Source organism: Nocardia puris, from assembly GCF_036051655.1.
Taxonomy (GTDB): Bacteria; Actinomycetota; Actinomycetes; order Mycobacteriales; family Mycobacteriaceae; genus Nocardia; species Nocardia puris.
In genome coordinates, this window is the sequence record NZ_CP107943.1 from 2,032,654 (window position 1) to 2,050,112 (window position 17,459).

The 17,459-nt window shown below is 70.4% G+C and carries 9 protein-coding genes and 1 pseudogene; 2 read left to right on the top strand and 8 right to left on the bottom strand.

Annotation, left to right across the window (positions count from 1 at the left end; translation table 11 throughout):
* Positions 1-30: 30 nt before the first annotated feature.
* On the bottom strand, positions 31-1,959 hold the full coding sequence (locus OHB21_RS08985; RefSeq protein ID WP_067503491.1) for a hypothetical protein: 1,929 nt from the start codon (positions 1,957-1,959) through the stop codon (positions 31-33).
* A 1,504-nt stretch (positions 1,960-3,463) separates the two neighbouring features.
* Here OHB21_RS08985 and OHB21_RS37430 point away from each other — a divergent pair.
* Positions 3,464-4,060: pseudogene (locus tag OHB21_RS37430) on the top strand (polysaccharide biosynthesis protein); the annotation flags it as partial.
* Positions 4,061-4,213: 153 nt separating this feature from the next.
* On the opposite strand, the gene OHB21_RS08995 reads toward OHB21_RS37430, so the two are convergent.
* On the bottom strand, positions 4,214-5,371 hold the full coding sequence (locus tag OHB21_RS08995; RefSeq protein ID WP_067503495.1) for a DUF3068 domain-containing protein: 1,158 nt from the start codon (positions 5,369-5,371) through the stop codon (positions 4,214-4,216).
* Positions 5,372-5,573: 202 nt separating this feature from the next.
* On the opposite strand from OHB21_RS08995, the gene OHB21_RS09000 reads away from it, so the two are divergent.
* A complete protein-coding gene (locus OHB21_RS09000) occupies positions 5,574-6,746 on the top strand; it encodes an acyltransferase family protein (protein ID WP_067503498.1) in 1,173 nt (390 codons plus the stop codon).
* Between the two features lie 54 nt (positions 6,747-6,800).
* On the opposite strand, the gene OHB21_RS09005 is transcribed toward OHB21_RS09000, so the two are convergent.
* The 6 genes from OHB21_RS09005 to OHB21_RS09030 all read right to left on the bottom strand — a co-directional run bounded on the left by OHB21_RS09005 (position 6,801) and on the right by OHB21_RS09030 (position 17,307).
* Complete coding sequence (locus tag OHB21_RS09005) at positions 6,801-8,453, bottom strand: ABC-F family ATP-binding cassette domain-containing protein (protein ID WP_195125075.1); 1,653 nt, start codon at positions 8,451-8,453, stop codon at positions 6,801-6,803.
* Between the two features lie 475 nt (positions 8,454-8,928).
* A complete protein-coding gene (locus tag OHB21_RS09010) occupies positions 8,929-10,803 on the bottom strand; it encodes a DUF2075 domain-containing protein (RefSeq protein ID WP_324196556.1) in 1,875 nt (624 codons plus the stop codon).
* Positions 10,804-11,033: 230 nt separating this feature from the next.
* Positions 11,034-15,209 (bottom strand): alpha-(1->3)-arabinofuranosyltransferase domain-containing protein, encoded by a 4,176-nt coding sequence (locus tag OHB21_RS09015; RefSeq protein ID WP_195125206.1) that lies wholly within the window; start codon positions 15,207-15,209, stop codon positions 11,034-11,036.
* Positions 15,210-15,213: 4 nt separating this feature from the next.
* Positions 15,214-15,384: a DUF2613 domain-containing protein gene (locus OHB21_RS09020; RefSeq protein ID WP_084537321.1), complete on the bottom strand. Its 171-nt coding sequence runs from the start codon at positions 15,382-15,384 to the stop codon at positions 15,214-15,216.
* Between the two features lie 94 nt (positions 15,385-15,478).
* Positions 15,479-16,570 carry an isochorismate synthase gene (locus tag OHB21_RS09025; protein WP_067503507.1) on the bottom strand — a complete coding sequence of 364 codons (1,092 nt, stop codon included), beginning with the start codon at positions 16,568-16,570 and terminating at the stop codon, positions 15,479-15,481.
* A 257-nt stretch (positions 16,571-16,827) separates the two neighbouring features.
* Entirely contained in the window at positions 16,828-17,307 is a 480-nt protein-coding gene (locus OHB21_RS09030; RefSeq protein ID WP_113975122.1) for a universal stress protein, read from the bottom strand.
* Between the last annotated feature and the right edge of the window lie 152 nt (positions 17,308-17,459).

Here is a 17,459-nt window from a genome sequence, read left to right on the forward strand (position 1 = left end):
GTGGGATTCGGCCCGGCTGTGTGGTCGGATTCAGCGTGGCCTTCGCCGTAGAACCAGTGCGGCGACCGGGGCGCCGAGGAGCAGTGCGGCCCAGATCAGGTGGGCCGCAATGGCTGTCCAGCGACGTACCGGCGTCACGTGATCGTCGGTGACGACACCCGGGACCCGGTACAAAGCGAGGTGATCGTCGGTGTAGGCCGGATTCAGCTGGGCCAGAGTGGCTTCCGAGTCGCCGAGTGGGCCCGGCGTGGTGCGCTCGACCAGCACCCAGCCCACGCCCAGCGCCGCCAGGTCGGTCGCGTCACCACCGCGCAGTAGTAGATCTTCGACCTCGCGGGCGCGGGTGCCTTCACCCGCGACGGTGCGCCCTCGGACCGGTAGTTCGCCGGTCTGGAGGACGTCGTTCGGGAGCATGCGCGGCGCGGGATCGAGGACCGGTGCCGGGCCGGTGTAGGGGAACTTGCGGAACATGCCGGCCGGGAGGACGGCGACGTCACCGGGTGCGTCGACGCGTTGCGCGACCAACTCCCATCCGGCCGGATAACGGACGGGACGGAGTGATCCTCCGACGCTCCACGCCAGATCGAGCAGGGGGAGGATGACGGCGGCGATGAGCGCGGCCGCGATCAGGGCGAGGCTCCCGCGACTCGGGCGATCTTGTTGCGGCGCAACGTCATCAGCGCTGGACAACACCCGCGCGAGCGCCCCGCAGGCCGCGGCGGCGCACAGCGCGTACGCCGGTACGGCCAGCGCCACGTACTTCTGGGTGTCGCGCAGCAGACCCGCGCCCGGCACGTTGACGACCAACCATTCCATCGCCGCCATGCCCCACCCGGTGGCGGCGAGCGCGGGCAGCACCACGGCGGCACCGGCCAGCGCGACGAGCGCGCGGCGGACGGCGAGGCTGTCCCGCCCGCGCGCGCCGTCGGTGAGCACAGTGCGCACACCGGCCGCCACCACCGCGAGCAGGAGAAGGGTCGCGAGGAACGCGATGGGTGTGGTGCGCGAATCCGGGACCGCGTCCCCGTTCCAGATGCCGCCGAGCCCGGCCAGCGACCCGAGCGTCCCGAGCCAGGGTTCGGCGCGCGCGGCGAACGCGGCGATCCCGGCCGGATCGGAGGGCTCCGCGCCCCCGCCGGACAGCGCGGTCGCCACCAACCACGGCGCCGACGCCGCCACCACCAGCGCCACCAAAACGGGCAGCCTGCGCCACCCGACCGTCACGGCGGCCGTGACCCCGGCGAGCAGCGCCCCCGTCGGCGTCAGCCCTGCCGCCGCGAGCGCGCCGGCCAGCATCGCCCACGCGCGCCAAGTGTGCTCCCCGACCGCGAGCGGCCCCTTCGACTCGGAGCCCCGGGCGCGGCTCCGATCACCCTGCTCGCGGCTCTGATCCGCGATGTTCGGTGCGCTGTCGGCGTTTTCACCGCTTCGTGTGTGCGTCGGGTTCGATGCTTGGAAGGGTGACCTGTCGCGGTCGGGATTGCCGCTCTGTCCGCCCGTGCGAATCCGATACGCCGCCAACACGATCCACGGCAGGGCCGCGTAGCCCGTGAGCAGGCTCCAGTGGCCCTGCAACAGGCGCTCGGCGACGTAGGGGTTCCAGACCGCGACCGTCACCGCGACGAGCTGGGCTGCCAGGCGCGCCCCCAGCAGTTCGCGGGTCAGGACCGCCGCGCCGTACCCGGCGGCCCACAGCGCGGCGACCAGGATCGCCTTCACCACGATCCCGCCGTCCACCACCGTCGAGACCGCCGCCAGCAGACCGTCCTGCGGGACCGCGCGCGGCGCGGCGTCGCCCAACCCCAGCGCCGAATCCGTCGGATACGAGCGCGGTGTGCTCACCGCGTCGCGCAACAGCAGATACCCCGGACCGAGCAGCGGCCCCACCACCAGCAGGGCGAGCGCGGCGCTGTACACGGCCGCGACAACCCGCTCCCGAACCCCGCCGCCGTCACTCACGGAAGCCCACCCTACGACGCCCCGCCTCCGGCACACCCCGACAGCCACCTCACTCCGGCGATCCCACACTCCACGGGCCCCCGGATGCGTATTCCACACAGTCGAGTACTGACCACGCGACGGCGTCCCCGGATCGAGCACCCCCGCACGTGCCGATCCGCACGCATCGCGTGGGCGAGGTTGCGGGCAGCATTTCCGAATGCGGCGGAGCTCACGGGCTCACTCCTCAGGGGTGTCCGTTAGTCGAGGTCGAATCCGGCTCCGAATCGGGACCACTCCACGATCTCCGGTCCGCGTGGTGAACCGCGACCAGGTGGCGGCCGGCCGCGACCGACCCGAGTCGGGTGCGGGCGGCTCGCACTGTGTTCACTCGGCGCGAGTAACCGGCACGCGCTGGGCCCGCCCCTCGGTGAGTACCCCGCCCGTGTGGCGGTGTTTCACATCGGGGTGGGACCATTGCGGGATGTCCGTGGTCCGTCGTCCTCCCGTGGTGGCGGACCTGACGCTGGTGACGGCAGGCGCCATGACCGCCAACGTGGCGGGGTACCTGTTGCAGTTGCTGGCCGGGCGGTGGCTCGGCGTCGGCGGCTACAGCGAGTTCGCCAGTCTGCTCGCCGTGCAATTGCTGTGCGCGGTGCCCGCTCTCGCCTTGCAGAACGTGGTCGCGCGCGAGCGGGTGCGCGGTGCCGATACCGCCGCGCTGCGCGGGTTGCAGTGGCGGTGCGCGGCGATGGTCGCCGCCGTCGCGGTGGTGCTGGTGCCCGTCGTGACGGTCGCGCTGGACGTGGGTGTGCTCGCCTGCGCGGGTGCGCTGGCGGCCGCGCCCGCGCTCGTGCTGCTCTCCGGGGAACAGGGCATCCTGCAAGGCAATCGGCGCTTCCGCGAGCTGGCGATCGTGCTCGGCGCGGCCGGCATCGCCCGCGTGACGCCCGCCCTCGCCCTGCTCGCGATGGGCGCGGGCGCCGCCCCGGCGCTGTGGGCGACCGCCCTCGGACTGAGCGGCGCGGCCCTGTTCGCCCGCACCCTCGCGAGCCGCGACGCCGCGGACGCACGGCACGCAGTTGAGGGGCAGTCCCGCGACAACGGACGGCACGCAGTTGAGGGGCAGTCCCGCGACAACGGACGGCACGCAGTTGAGGGGCAGTCCCGCGACAACGGACGGCACGCAGTTGAGGGGCAGTCCCGCGACAACGGACGGCACGCAGTTGAGGGGCAGTCCCGCGAAAACGGACGGCACGCAGTTGAGGGGCAGTCCCGCGAAAACGCACCGCACACCGTCGAGGGACAGTCCCACGAAAACGCACGGCAAGCCGTCGAGGGCCGGTCTCACATCGAGGGTGAGCATGGCGCACCGGTTCCCAGCGAATCCGCACCGACCACCCGGCCCGGCGAGGTAACGCAGCACGAGACCGGCGGTGCGCGCGCGGACGGAACCCGTAGGTCCACTACAAGGCACACCGCTGCCGTCGCCGACGCTGCGGCCGAGCCGACCCGGGCCGACCACCGCACCGGCGTCCTCCCCGTCCTGCGCGCCGCGCAACTCCAGGCCGCCCTCATGGCCCTCTCCTCCGCCGACCTGATCGTCGTGCGCATGGTGCTCGAGGACGAGGACGCCAGCCGCTACGCCCTCGGCGCCATCGCCACCAAGATCGCCTTCTGGCTGCCCGCCGCCGTGGGCGTGGTGCTGTACCCGCGCATGGCCCAGCCCGCGCATTCGGCCCGCGCCATCCGCGACGCACTCGCCGTGCTCTCCGGCATCGGCGTGCTCGCCGTGGCTGGCGCCGCCCTCGCCGCACCGCTGGCGCCGCTGTTCGCCGGACGCGACTACGCCCCGATCCAGGGCTTGCTGTGGTTGTTCGCCCTGCACGGCGCGGTCCTGGCCGTCCTGCAAGGCGCGGTGCTGTCCGCGATCGCCGTCGACCGCACGGCCACCGCCGCCCTCGCCTGGCTCGGCCTCGCCGTCGAGGTCGCGCTGATGATCGCCTTCGCGCGCACGGTGCCCACCCTCATCGTCACGGCCGTCTCCGTCGCCACCGTGACTACGGTCATCGTCGCCGGAACCGTGCTCCGCGCCGCCGAGAAACCCCACCTCACAACCTGACCCAGGTAGTGAGGTGGATATGCGCCAGGTGACGACCCGCCGCCGGCGTTATCGCTCTTCGGGTTCCGCATCCCGCGCGGCGATCACCCCAAACACAAAACAGCTCCCCCACCATCAGGCAGGGGAGCCGTTCCGCTGAACTACAGATCCGCGCTACAGATTCTTCTGCACCTTGATCTGTTCGGTCGGTGCGTCATCCGCGCCGCGCGGTGCGGGCGAACGGGGCGGGGCCGCACCACCACTGGGCGGGAAGTTACCGCCGCGGGCCGGCGTCGCCGGGGTGGTCGCGCCGCCGCCGCGCACGCCGATCAGCACGCCGATGATGGCGAGGATCGCGCCGAGCACGCCGAGGATGATCGGCAGCACGCGGCCGAACAGCGACAGGCGGTCGATATTGTCCTTGGCCACCGCGATCTGCGATTCGATCGTCGCCTCGTCGAACACCAGGTGCGACTTCAGCGCGGTCACATCCTGCTGCTCGGCGCTGCGGCCGTAGAAGATGTGCAGGTGCTCGCCGCCCTTGATGACGGTGCCGGTCTGCGGCTCCACCCACACCTCGCGGACGTTGGTGTAGAAGCGGTACATGGTGACCGGCTCCTCACCCTCGAGGCCCCACTTGTTGGCGGGCAGACTCAGGCGGTTGGTGGGCGCCTGCACGACGTCCCACAGGTTGGTCACCGGGACGGTCTGCCGGAACAGGTAGACCTTGGTGTTGTTGACCTCGGTCTCTTCGATGAAGTCGATGTCGTTGGTGGACCGCGCGTTCAGGTCGAAGTACGGGTACGACTTCTTCTCGGTGCCGATCGGGAAGCGGTACTGCAGACCGACGTGCTGCACCGGGTCGGCGATGCTCTCCATGGTCTGGGGATCGACATTGACCGCGATCGAACCGTTCGGCTCGGTGGCCACCGGTTCACCGGTCTTGCGGTCGATGGTGACGCGGTCGACGCTCGCGGTGAGCAGGCCGGTGTCGCCCTGCCTGTCGATGCGGCGCAGCGTCTGACCGGCCTGGACCGTCATCTCGGTGGCGTTCGACGGCTCTTCGACCGTGAGGAACCGCTGCGAGATGAGCGGGACGTCGGTGTCCACCCTGGCCGAGCCCTCCGGGGAGGTCAGCGACCGCGAGTCCAGCACCAGGCTCTCTTCGCCGGGCACGCTGTTCGCGATCGTGGTGATCTCGAGGTCGAGAGGAGTCTTGGCCAGTTTGTCGACGGTGTAGGTCGGGATCATCAGCGCTACCACGATGAGCAACGCGCCGAGACCTACGAGCAGGCAGGCCACCGTCCTTCTGGTACCGGCACTCAGTGCCATGCAAACACTCCTCGTCATAGAACACGGTCGGTCCGGCTAGTACTGCGGGCAGGCCGCGGCACTCGTGAGCCCCGACACTAACAGTCCTTTGCCGTACCATGCCGTGCCGAGGCCGGATTCCGACCAGAAATCGCCCGAGTTTAGCGCGAAAAGTGAAACGAGTAGTTCTCACTGGATTTCTCGTAGGGCAGACTTGTTCCCGATGACCCTCACCCGCCCCGCCGGAACCGTCGACGCGCCCGCACGGCCGCGCGCCTTCCTGCCCGCGCTCGAAGGGATGCGCGGGCTCGCGGCGCTCGGCGTTCTGCTCACGCACGTGGCCTTCCAGACCGGCGCGTCCAACACTCCGGTGCTCGGCGCGATCTGGGAGCGCTTCGATATGGCGGTCGCGGTGTTCTTCGCGCTGTCGGGGTTCCTGCTGTGGCGCCCGCACGCGGCGGCGGCGCGCGGAGCCGGAACCGCCCCGTCGACGGGCTATTACCTGCGCCATCGCGCCGCCCGCATCCTGCCCGCGTATTGGGCGGTGGTGTGCGCGGCGCTGATCCTGCTGCCGAACGCGGCCGACACCGCGGGCATCCGGGTGTGGGTGTCGAATCTGGCGCTGCTCCAGATCTATGTCCCGCTCACGCTCACCGACGGCCTCACCCAGATGTGGAGCCTCGCGGTGGAGGTGGCCTTCTATCTGGTGCTGCCGCTGCTCGCGTTCGCGGTCGTGGGATTGCGCGGCGAGTCCGCGCGACTGCGTATCCCGGCCGTACTGAGTCTGGGCGTGGTCAGCCTCGTCTGGAATTTCCTGCCGGTGCCCACGCCCGACGCCATCAACGCCGACAACTGGCTGCCCGGGTACCTGCCCTGGTTCGCGGCGGGCATGCTGCTCGCCGAACTCGTTTTCGATGCGCAACCGCTATCACTCTGGCGGCGAATCGGCGGCAACCGGTGGCTCATGGGCGGTATGGCCCTGACCGCCTTTCTGCTCTCGGCCACCGAACTCAGCGGCCCCGGCGGCCTCACCCGCGCCGAACCGTGGCAGTACGCCGCGAAGATGGGCCTCGGCGCGCTCATCGGTTTCGGCCTGCTCGCCCCGCTGGTCCTCGGCGAGCATCGCCACCGCCTGCTCGAATCCCCGCTCGCCCTCACCATCGGCCGCTGGTCCTACGGCATCTTCCTCTGGCACCTGGTGGTGCTGTCGATCGTCTTCCCCGTCTTCGGCATCCTCCCCTTCCGCGGCAACTTCCCCTACGTCCTGCTCCTGACCATCGCCATCACCCTCCCCCTCGCCGCCGCCAGCTACGCCCTCATCGAAGAACCCTCCCGCCGCCTCGCCCGCCGCTTCGACCGCAAACCCTCAGCACCAACCCCGGACCCCGCCCCCTGACCACGGGGGTTTGCGCGGTGCCGGGCCGTCGCTTCGGGCGGCCCGGCGCCGTTGTCAGTTTCGGGCGGGGGACACCTCCCGGGTGGAGAGGTCGAGGACGGGCCAGTCGGAGAGGTCGCGGTGGAGTTGGCGGTCGTGGGTGGCTACGACCACGGCGGCGGGGGTGGCGCGCAGGGCCTCGGTGAGTTCGTCGACGAGTTGGATGGAGAGGTGGTTGGTGGGTTCGTCGAGGAGTAGGGCGTGGGGGCGGGTGGCGAGGGCGCAGGCCAGGTCGAGACGGCGCTGCTGGCCCATGGAGAGGTCGCCGACCGGCTTGTTCGTCTCCGCTGAGGACAGCAGGCCCAGCGCGGACAGGCCGACCGTCTCGTGTTCCGGCAGGATGCCCGCCGTCACCAGCTCCGCCACGTGTGATTCGTAGACCTCGCGGGCGCGACGGCGCAGCGGATGCCGGGATTCCTGGCGCAGCAAGTGGATTCGCGACCTGCGGGCCCGATGCACCTGCCCCGCGGTGGGTTCGACGAGTCCGGCCAGCACGGCGAGCAATGTGGATTTGCCCGCGCCGTTCGGTCCGTTGATCACCAGGCGATCGCCCGAATCCAACGACAGCTCAACGGGTTCGGGCAATCTGCCCGCCACCGTGACCTCCTCGGCGCGCACCACCGTGACACCGGCCCGCTCCGGCAGTTCCGGCATGGTGAACCGCTGCGGCGGGCGCGGCGCGGTGATGCGATGCCGTTCCAGCTCGTCTTGGCGGCGATGCACCGCGCGCACCAGAGATCCTGCGCGCGTGGCTCTTTGGTGCTTGCCGGTGCCCTTGTCCGGCCGCCATCCGCTGACGAGCCGGTTCTGCGCCGACGACAGATCCTGCGCGAGCCGGGTGTGCTCGGTCTGCTGCTGCTTGTACTCGTCGGCCCAGCGTTCCAGTTCGGCGCGGCGGCCGTCGCGGTAGCCGGCGTACCCGCCGCCGTAGACGCGCGGGCGATCGTCGCGGGTCGGGTCGAGATCGAGAATCGTCTCCGCGACATCCGAGAGCAGCGCCCGATCGTGGCTCACCACCACCACACCGCCCGCGTACGCCCGCAACCTCGCGGTGAGGAAGTCGAGCGAGGCGCGGTCGAGGTGGTTGGTCGGCTCGTCCAGCAGCAGGAAGTCGTCGCCCGCGGCGAGCAGCACCGCCAGCCGCACCCGGTACCGCTGGCCCACCGACAGCGTCGCCAGCGGCCGCGCCCGGTCGGCGACCGCGCCGAGCCCGGCCAGCGCCACGTCGACGCGCCGGTCGGCGTCCCAGGCGTCGAGGAGTTGCGCGAGGTCGAGCGCCTCGCTGTACTGCTCGTCCGCGCCGGGGCGGCCCTCGGCCATCGCCTCGGTCGCCGCGTCGAGCCCGCGCATCGCCTCGCGCGCGTCGGCCAGGTGCTCGTCGATCACGTCGCCGACGGTGCGCTCGTCGTGGTCGGGCATCTCCTGGGTGGCGAGCGCCAGCGTCCCGACGCGCCGCACCACGCCGTCGTCGGGAGCGAGCAGCCCGGCGAGCACGTGCAGCAGCGTGGACTTGCCGCGCCCGTTCTCCCCGACGATCGCCCACCGCGAACCCGGCGACACCGTCATATCGACGCCGTCGAGCACGGTGCGCTCACCGCGCCGGACGCGAATATTCGAGCAGGACAGTTGCGCCTGCGCACGGGCAGGCCGAATACGAGTGGTGTTCATGTCTTCCTCCGGGCACACGCCATCCACGGCGGGAATCACGGGGTGTGCCTTGGTCGATGAATGCGCGCGCACCGCGCGAGGGCACATCGATGCGGGGCCGCACGTCATCCGCCGGTGCGGATGCGGGCCCGGAGCTCTCAGAGGAAGAAGAGGTATTGCACGAGATCGACCATAGCCCGAGGACGGGCGATCCGTCGACCGAGTTTCGGGGTCACGGTGCTCACACCTCGGAGCGCACGCTAGGTCTCACGGCGACCCGATTCGCAGAGGCGCAACGAACCTGCGAGGTCGTGGTCCGTTTTCGGGCGGCGTTGACGAAGCGGGGCCTGACCAGCCCTGCCGACGGCATCGGAGCTCCACGTGTTCGTGCGGGGCATCGCCCCTCGCGCTGGACAGCCAATTCGATGACACACGCGGACGCGTCTCGCCAACCGCCGGTGAGCGGGCCCGACGCGGTCGCTCCGGATCGGCGACATCAACCTGACGTGGATTCCCCGACCAACTCCTGGAGAAATGCCGATGTTTCCTCATCGGTCGCGTAAAGGATGGCGCCCCGCATTCCACGGGTGAGCAGCACCTTGTAGATATTGCGGGTCAGTTCGTCGTACCTGTCGTCCAACAGGCTTTTCGCCCTCATCGCAGGGTCTTTACTCGCACTCCGCACGCTGACGAGGCGTCCTCCGCGGGCGACGAGGTCGGGACCGATGATCACCCCAGCCCAGTCGTATTCGAATCCCTGAGCGGTGTAGATGCAGCCGACCTGATCGAAACCCGCCCGATCGGTGGCCCAGAACAATCGCGACGGAATCCCGTTGACCGCCCGTTCCGTCTTCAGATTCCATGGCATCGACCAAGATTGGATGCGGACGTCATCGACGAGGCTGCCGTCTGGGTTCGGATCACTCCACGGCCAGCAGTATCCTGCGGTGATCCGAGCCGTTTCCCCCGCGCTGTTCTTCGCACGCAGGTAGTCCTGCATCTCCTGTGGCGACCGCGCGACGCGAACCTCGAAGTTCGCATCACCATTCCATCGAGTCGGACCACCGGCCCGTAAGCCCAGTAGGCGGCGGACCCACTCGTCATACGCTTCCGAACCGCCACACCGAAACAGCCCGTCCAATTCGATCATGTCGACCGGGTATCCGGCGCGCGTGGCGTGAGCCCGGATCTCCTCGACGGTGCCGACCTCATCCGGGCGCACGACCTGATGCTCGTCCAAGAGGAACACCGGGACCTTGGCCGCTGCGATGAGTTCATCTACTTGCGGCCGATCAGTGCGCTTCTCCTTCTTGGTGAAGCGGTTGGTCGAGACCCTGCGAATGCGATGCGCTTCATCGCAGATCAGGACGTCGAGTTCATTCTTCGCGTAGTCCGCGAAGGTCCGGTAGTACTGAAACAAGCCCTTCAGCTCGGTCGAGCCTCGCGCCGGGTATTTGCGCAATGACTCGGTGAACGCCTGCGCGCCGGTCGCGTGGCGTACCTGCTTTCCCGCGCGGTGCAGTTCCGCCAGCAGTGCCACCGCGATGAGGCTCTTCCCACTGCCCGGTCCGCCGGTCACGATCACCACGGTCTTGCCATCCCGCTCGTGTGACCATCGGACACTCTCGAGCACACGCTGGTAGGCGAGTTCTTGGTTGTCCAGCAGAGCGAACTCTGTCGGGCCGCGCAGTTCCGAGGCCGTGAAGTCGAGCAGGGTGGGCCGCGGTCGGATCGGACTCTTCAGCAGTCGATCGCCGGGCGAGAAGTCGGCGGCCGGAGCCAACCTCGTTGCCAGGAACTCCCTGAATTGTGTGCGGGTGTCACCGGTGAACATGCGGCCGAACCGGTCGGCGTGACCGACCCGGAGACTGCTGATCGAATTCTGGGTCGCGTTGTGCAAATATGCCACGCCGTGTACCGCGTGGGGTCGGTCGTGGAGGAACTCGACATTCTGTGTGAGGTATTTGCAGTAGCCCCGTACCTGACCGATCGGGTGCAACTGTTCTCCAGGCAGACCGTGGGCCCTGACGATCCGATCACTGTTGTAGACGGTCTCGGCCGCGCTCCATTGCTTGAGCTCGACCACGACGTAGCTGTCCTCACCGGTCTGCGGATGTACGCCGCAGAGGACCACATCCGCCCGGGACCTGGCCATTGGTAGCCGATACTCCAGCAGCATCTCGACCTTACCCAGACCGGCATCCAGTAGATCCTGCGCGAGAATCGGCAGACTGGCTTCCCATGACCGCTGCTCCGAGCCGCGGTGCCCTGCCTGTCGCCTCAGATGGTCGGTGAGCAACTCCGCGAGGATGGCCTCCGCGGACCAGTCCAACACTTGTTCCGCTGTCGACCGCAGTGCCTTGTCCACCACGCCCCTACCCCAAGCCAGCACGAAACCTCGTGCAGCGGGGGCATATCCGCAGGGCGGAAGCCCGTCGGGCCGCAACCTGACGACCAAGATCGTAACGCACTCCGGATCAGGCCTGCTACGTCCTCCGCGACGTCAGCAATTACCGGACGAATCTCACCTCCGCCGCTGAAAGGGCACGGCGACAATCGTGCTGCTGGGCGGTCGGCGTGACGAAACGCCGTAACCCCGCATCACCTCCGCCGCGGAAGGGCGGCCAGCCCCACGGCGACCACCGCGATCAGCGCGGGCAACTGCACCCAGAGGGAGTCGCCGACGTAACCGCCGGGCGCGCGCCAGGGCCCGGTGGAGAGGGCGGCCATGCTGAGGGCAGTGAACAGGCCCGCTACCGCGGCAAGGGATTTGGCGGTGCGGTGCGGTTGGAAGTGGGCGGCGGCGAGGCCGGCGAGGGTGAGGCCCGCGCCGACGGGGCCCGCGATGATGGTGGCGGTGGCGAGCAGGCCGAGGGCGGCGATCGGGCGGGTGCCCCAGGTGCGGACGGGGTGTTCGGCGGCGGGGTGTCCACGGCGCGGAATCGCGAGGTAGAAGAGGGGTAGCACGAGCAGCAGTCCGCCGAAGATGGCGAGCCGGTACCAGCGGTCGGCGGGGAACGACACGGTGATCGGGCCCTCGACGCCGGCGGGGAGCAACCACGCCTGCTGCCAGCCGTCGATGACGATCGGGTCGAGGGCGCGTCCGTCGGCGGTGTGCGCCTCCCATCCGACGTTGGTGCTCAACGGCAGCACCAGGACTCGGGTGCCGTCGGCCGCGACGGGCGGGGCCGGCGCGGTGCTGTTCAGGCGCAGCCGGTCGACGGAGAACAGTTCCGTCGGGGCGACAACCACGTCGGACGCGCCCTGCGCGACAGGCAGCTCCACCGGATCGCAGACCCGAGCGGAAACCGGTGCACCCGAACGCAGTTCCTCGACGGTCGCGGTGACCGACGTGCGGACGACCTGTCCGCCGAGCGCGATGGTCGGGCCGAGTTCGCACGGCACCGTGAGTTCGCGATCGAAGGCCGCCGCCGGATACTCCGGCCCGAGCACCGACACCTCGGCCAAGCCGGTGGGCTGGGTGAGGGTGAACCCGATCGCGGTGCGGTCGAGCACCGAATGCCAGCTCTGCACGCTGATTTCGATGCGGTCGGTGACCGTGGGGAACAATGAGATCCGGGTCGGCCCGTCCACCTCGCGCACCTGCGGACCGTTGCCGAGGTTCACCGCGACGGTCGCGGGCGGGGCGGGCAGCCCGCCGAGCGAGGGCGTGATCTCCAGCCCGGTCACCAGAGTGGGCGACGGAAGTTCCAGCGTGAGTGTGGGTTTCGCGCCGGCCGCGTTGCGCGCGGTGTCCTCGGGCGCGGTCCACGTGGTGCGCACATCGCCGTCGGTCGCGGCGAACGCCGACCCGCGCAGATCTCCCACGTCGGACTGTCCGCGCGCCACCGGCCGCTCCGGATCGGTGAGCAGCGCCTCCAGCGCGGGTCCCTGCCGGGTGCGCACGGTGAGCTCGGGCGTGACGGCCATCGGCGCGGGCGCCGAGAGCGTGCGTTCGAACTTGCCCGGCTCCTCAGCCGAGAGCGCCAGGCCCTTGTGGCACCGCACGCGGTCGGGCGAATCGAAACACGCACTGCGCCCGGGGAATTCCTGGCCGAGATCCCAGCCGAGAACCTGCGCGCCGTCCGGCGTGGCGGGCAGCACCGTGCGGTGCCGGATGTTCACCCGCTCCGGTGCGTCGCGGACGGTGTAGTCGAACAGCTCCAGTTCGCTGATGCCGAACTGTCCGCCGCCACTGCCGTCGCGGGTGCGCGTCGCCGTGATCCGGACCCAGTCGGTCTTTCCGGCGGGCAGCGAAACCGACAGCGGCTCACCGGGTTCGGTGACCCGCACCGAGGTGCTGCCGTTATTGGTGCGCACCTCCACCCAGCGCACCGGATCGCCGATGGCGGCTCCGCTCACCGTGAACCGCAGCTGCCCGACGCCGACCGGCTCGTCGAGATCGAGCCGAAGCCATTGTCCCAGTGCGCGTTCCGCGCCGTTGCTGATCCACGAGGTGGCGGGATCGCCGTCCACGGCGGCGGCGGTCGAACTGCCGGGCGCGGCGCCGCCCAGCTGGGTGGCGTCGGCCGCTGAACTCGACGCGGTGACCGTGGCGCCGGACCATTCGCCCTGCACGAGTTCGGCGCCGTCCACCGGGTAGTCCGGGACGAGGTTGTGGGTGCGGCGCGCGTCGTCGGGGGAGCGCAGCGCCGAGTTGTGGTTGTCGACGCGGCCGAAATCGGCCTCCCGGTTCATCGGCGTATCCGTGACGGTCACCGCCCCGACGGGCACCCCGGCCCGCGCCGCGTCGGCCGCGAGCAGCGAAGGGTGCGGCGCGGAACCGTCGCGGTTGCGCCGCTCCAGCACCTCGGGCCCACCCTGCACGACGGGCACCGACGACAGCGGCACCGTGTACGCACCGGGGAACGACTCGGGAGCCCCTGTGCCGGAGAGTATTTCGACATCCGCCACACCCGGAGCCGCCGGATCGACCCGGTAGATCTCGACCGCCGGATAGGTCGGCCGCAGATCACCGTCGGCGACCAGGCCGTCGGCGACCACCGAAGCTTCCACGGGCGCACCGAATTCGGCGACTTTGGTCAATCCCGGCGACCCTTCGACGGCCCGGTGCGCCAGCATCGGACGCGTCGACCGCGACGTCTCCGGGTCGAGGTCGTTGCGCAACACCAGGACGCCGATTCCCTGCTCGGCCAGCGTCGAGGCCAGTCCGGCCGAGGGCCTGCCGTCGGCGATCAACCGCTGCACCGAGTCCATCGCCCGGATCGTGCCCGGCGGGTTCAGCGGCACCGCGTCGCGCACCGCCCACGGCGTGGTGGCCAGCGCCTGCAACGGCTCGTCGCGCGTGAGGCCCCACACCTGACTGCCGAATGGGGCGCCCGGCACCACCAGCGCGCGCGTGTCGGAGGCGTTGTCCCGCAACCAGTCCGCCGTCTGGTGCCAGTACTCCGGCACCGCGTCGTAGGCGCCGCGCGGCGCCAGCTTGCCGGTCCACGCCAGCGAGGTCGCCAGCGCCAGCGCCGTCAGGATCAGCGCGGCCAGCGCCACCATCTTGTCGCGTTCGGGATGGGCGAAGGCCTCGCGCCACCGCGCCATCGGCGCCGATCCGGGCAGCGGCACCCGCGCCAGCAGGTGAGCCAGGCCCAGCACCAGCGGGATGCGGATGAGCGGTTCGAGTTTGTGCACGTTGCGCAGCGGCGCGCCTTGGGAATCGAGGAACACGCGCACCGAATCGGCGAACGGCCCGCTCAGCTCCCCGACGTAACCGGCGCAGATCCCGACCAGCCCCACCATCAGGATGAGCCCGAGCCGCCCGCGGTGCGGCATCGACCGCATCGCCAGGCCCGCCATGCCCGCGGCGGCGATCAACCCCGTCGCCAGCACCGCGGCCGGTTGCGTCACCAGCACCGCGCCCGCGATGCGCTCCGGCGACACGAACGGCGTCCAGCTGTCGGTGCCGCGCAGCACCTCGGCCAGCGACGCCCACTGCGTCGTCACACCGGACGACTCGATGAAATCCAGGAACGGCGGGCTCACGCGGCCGAGCAGCAGCAGCGGCACCACCCACCAGAACGTCGCCAGCACCAGCAGCGGCACCCACGCCCGCGTGAACCGCCACCAGCGGCGATCGGGTTTGTACGAGGCCCACCACAGCAGCGCGGGCAGGAACGCGGCGACGGTCGCGACTGCGTTCACCGCGCCCATCAGCGCGAGTGCCAGCGCGCTTCCGGCGGGTGAATCCGCGCCGCCCCGTGTGTGTTTGCGATAGGCGTTGCCCAGCGCGGCGGGCGCGAGCAGCACCCACGGCGCCAGCACCATCGGCAGCGTCTCCGAGGAGATGGAGCCGAGGGTGGTGAGGACGCGCGGCGAGAGCGTGAACGCGATCGCCGCGACGATGCGCGACCCGCGCGTGCCGATGCCGAGCGTTTCGCAGAGCCGGATGATCCCCCAGAACCCGGCGAGCAGCAGCAGCGCCCACCAGATCCGCTGCGTCACCCAGGCGGGCAGCCCGAGCAGATCACCGGCGGAGAAGAACGCGCCGTGCGGGAAGAAGTACCCGTACGCCTGGTTCTGCACCTGCCCCATCGGGGCCAGGCTGTTCCACAGGTGCGAGGCGCGGTCGAGGAAACCCAGCGGATTCTGCGCCAGGTCGTACTTCGTGTCGGCGACCGTCAGGCCGGGCGCCTGCAGGAAGGTCAGCAGGAACGCCACGACCGCGGTCGCGGCGAACCACCGTCTACCGAGCGGCGCGGTGTCCGGCCGAGCCGGGACCGCGCCGGGTGTGCCGAGCGAGTCGGCGGATAGGTCTGGGGTCAGCGGCTCAGCGGCTGCCGTACTCAACGCTGTTGAGCAGCGAGGAGTCGGCGTCGCCACTGCGATCGATGTCGGGGCGGCTGTTCTGCTGCACCGCGGCGGTGATCGCGAACACCGTGATCGCACCGAGCACGGCGCCGACGACCGCGCTCGCAACACCAGGAACAGCAAACTTCATTACGGCACTCCAATACATCGAAGCAGGGCGTATTCCGGGTCAACCTACCGCATGAAACCACCCCGGCGTGAGCTAGGTGACAAACGTGGCGGTTTCAGTCCTGTGGCACGGCGCAGTTCAGCCCGCCCAGGAAAGTGCGCAGCTTGGCCGAGGTCTCGTCCAGTTCGGCGCGCGGCTCGGAGGCCGCCACGATCCCGCCGCCCGCGTGCGCGCGCAGCGACCGGCCGTCGGCGGAGAGTTCGGCGCAGCGGATCGCGACCATCCAGTCGCCGTCGCCGCGCGCGTCACACCAGCCCACCGCGCCGCCGTAGAAGCCGCGGTCCTCCTCGAGATGGTTGATGGTGTCCAGCGCCAGCTCGGTCGGGGTGCCGCACACCGCCGGGGTGGGGTGCAGCATGACCGCGAGGTCGAGCGAGGTGATCGAGGGGTCGGCGAGGCGGCCGGTGATCGGTGTGGCCAGATGCCACACGTCGTGGGTGTCGACGAGTTCGGGGCCGTCGGGGATGTCGAGTTCGGCGCATACCGGGGTGAGGATGTCGCGGATCCACTCGATGACGAACGCGTGCTCGTCGCGGTTCTTGGCGCTGGCCAGGAGTTCGGCGGCGCGGGCGGCGTCGGTCTCGGCATCGGGGTGGCGCGGCAGCGTGCCCGCCAGCGGGCGCAACGTCACCTTGTCGCCGTGCCGGGCGACCAGCACCTCGGGGGTCGCGCCGATCAGCGCCGCGCCCGTGCGGCCCGACGGGGTGAGATCGACGGAGAAGACGTTGGCGTGCGGGTGCCGGGTGAGCAGGTGCGCGGCGACGAGGTCGGCGGTGAGCGGTTCGGCGGCCTCCGCGAGCACCGCCCTGGCGGCCACCACCTTGCGCAGCGGCTGCGCGGGATCGTTGAGCTGCTCGACCAGTTTGGTGACGCGCGCGATGTGCTCGGCCTGGCTGGGGATCTCGGTGACCGCCCGCACCTCCGGCAGCGGCGGCACCGCGGCGGGGCGCCACGGACCGGCCGTGTACTCGAAGCGTTCGGGCACGGTGAGCGCGGCGGGCTTGCCCGGGTCGAACGCGAGCGCGCCGACGACGAGTCCCGCGCCGTCGCGCAGAGCGGCTCGTGCCCCCTCCACCTGGTCGAATGCCGCGGCACTCCCGGTCGAGCGCATCACGGCCCCGGGCTGGGCGAGCAGGAATCCGTTCATGGATTCCGACGATAGGCCGGTCACGAGCGCAATTGTTGTGCTAGCTCGCCGCGAGCGATCTACGTCTCATCGGGGCGCGGCGGGGTGGACAAAAGCGGGCTGTGTTTGTTGGCGCGCTGGTGGCCGCGAACAGTCGGTCGTCAGGCTCCCTCCCCGAGGTGGTCGGAAGGCGCGAATGAGACGTCTGATCGCAGGTGGGGTGCGGCGGATGGCGTTGGCGGCGAGGCCGAGATGGGTGTGCTGTGCCTCGCTCGCGCTCAGCGGTGCGGTTCCTTGCCGGGCGGCACCAGCAGGACCGGCCGGTGGCAGTGTTTGAGCACCGCGTCGGCGACGCTGCTGTGCAGCAGGGCGCGGATGCCGGTGGCGCCGCGGGTGCCCGCGACGATGATGTCGACGTCCAGGTCGTCGGCGCATGCCACGATGGCGTTCCAGATGGTGGTGGTGCATTCGGCGGTGCGCGCCTCGGCGTTGAGTCCGGCGAGTTTGGCCAGCCGCACGCCCTCGGTGTTGGTGTTGCGCGCGTCGACGTAGGCGATGTCCTCGATCTCCTCGTCGGGCACCCATTCCGGCTGCATGACGCCCGACAGTCCGGACAGGCGCGCCGCCTGGCGCACCATCGGCTCCCACGCCGTGAGCACCACGGCTCTGTTCGCCGAGAGGAATCGGCCCGCGTATTCGATGGCGCGCTTGGCGTTCTCGGAACCGTCGTAGGCGATGAGCATCAGATCGCAGGGCACGGTGACCTCCCGCTGGAGTCGAGCGGTTGTGTTGTCGAGGGTACCCCGTTCGCGCCGGCCCACGCGGCGGCGGCGCGCGGAGATTTCGGCGCTGAACTGCGGGAATCGGGTCGATGAGCATGTGCGGGCGTCGGCAGGCGATGCGGGCCGGG

What these genes read in the sequence shown, in the direction of transcription:
- OHB21_RS09005 (WP_195125075.1), bottom strand. Translation starts at nt 8,453, where the DNA reads ATGAACACCACTCGTATTCGGCCTGCCCGTGCGCAGGCGCAACTGTCC.
- OHB21_RS09020 (WP_084537321.1), bottom strand. Translation starts at nt 15,384, where the DNA reads ATGAAGTTTGCTGTTCCTGGTGTTGCGAGCGCGGTCGTCGGCGCCGTG.
- OHB21_RS08995 (WP_067503495.1), bottom strand. Translation starts at nt 5,371, where the DNA reads ATGGCACTGAGTGCCGGTACCAGAAGGACGGTGGCCTGCCTGCTCGTA.
- OHB21_RS09000 (WP_067503498.1), top strand. Translation starts at nt 5,574, where the DNA reads ATGACCCTCACCCGCCCCGCCGGAACCGTCGACGCGCCCGCACGGCCG.
- OHB21_RS09025 (WP_067503507.1), bottom strand. Translation starts at nt 16,570, where the DNA reads ATGAACGGATTCCTGCTCGCCCAGCCCGGGGCCGTGATGCGCTCGACC.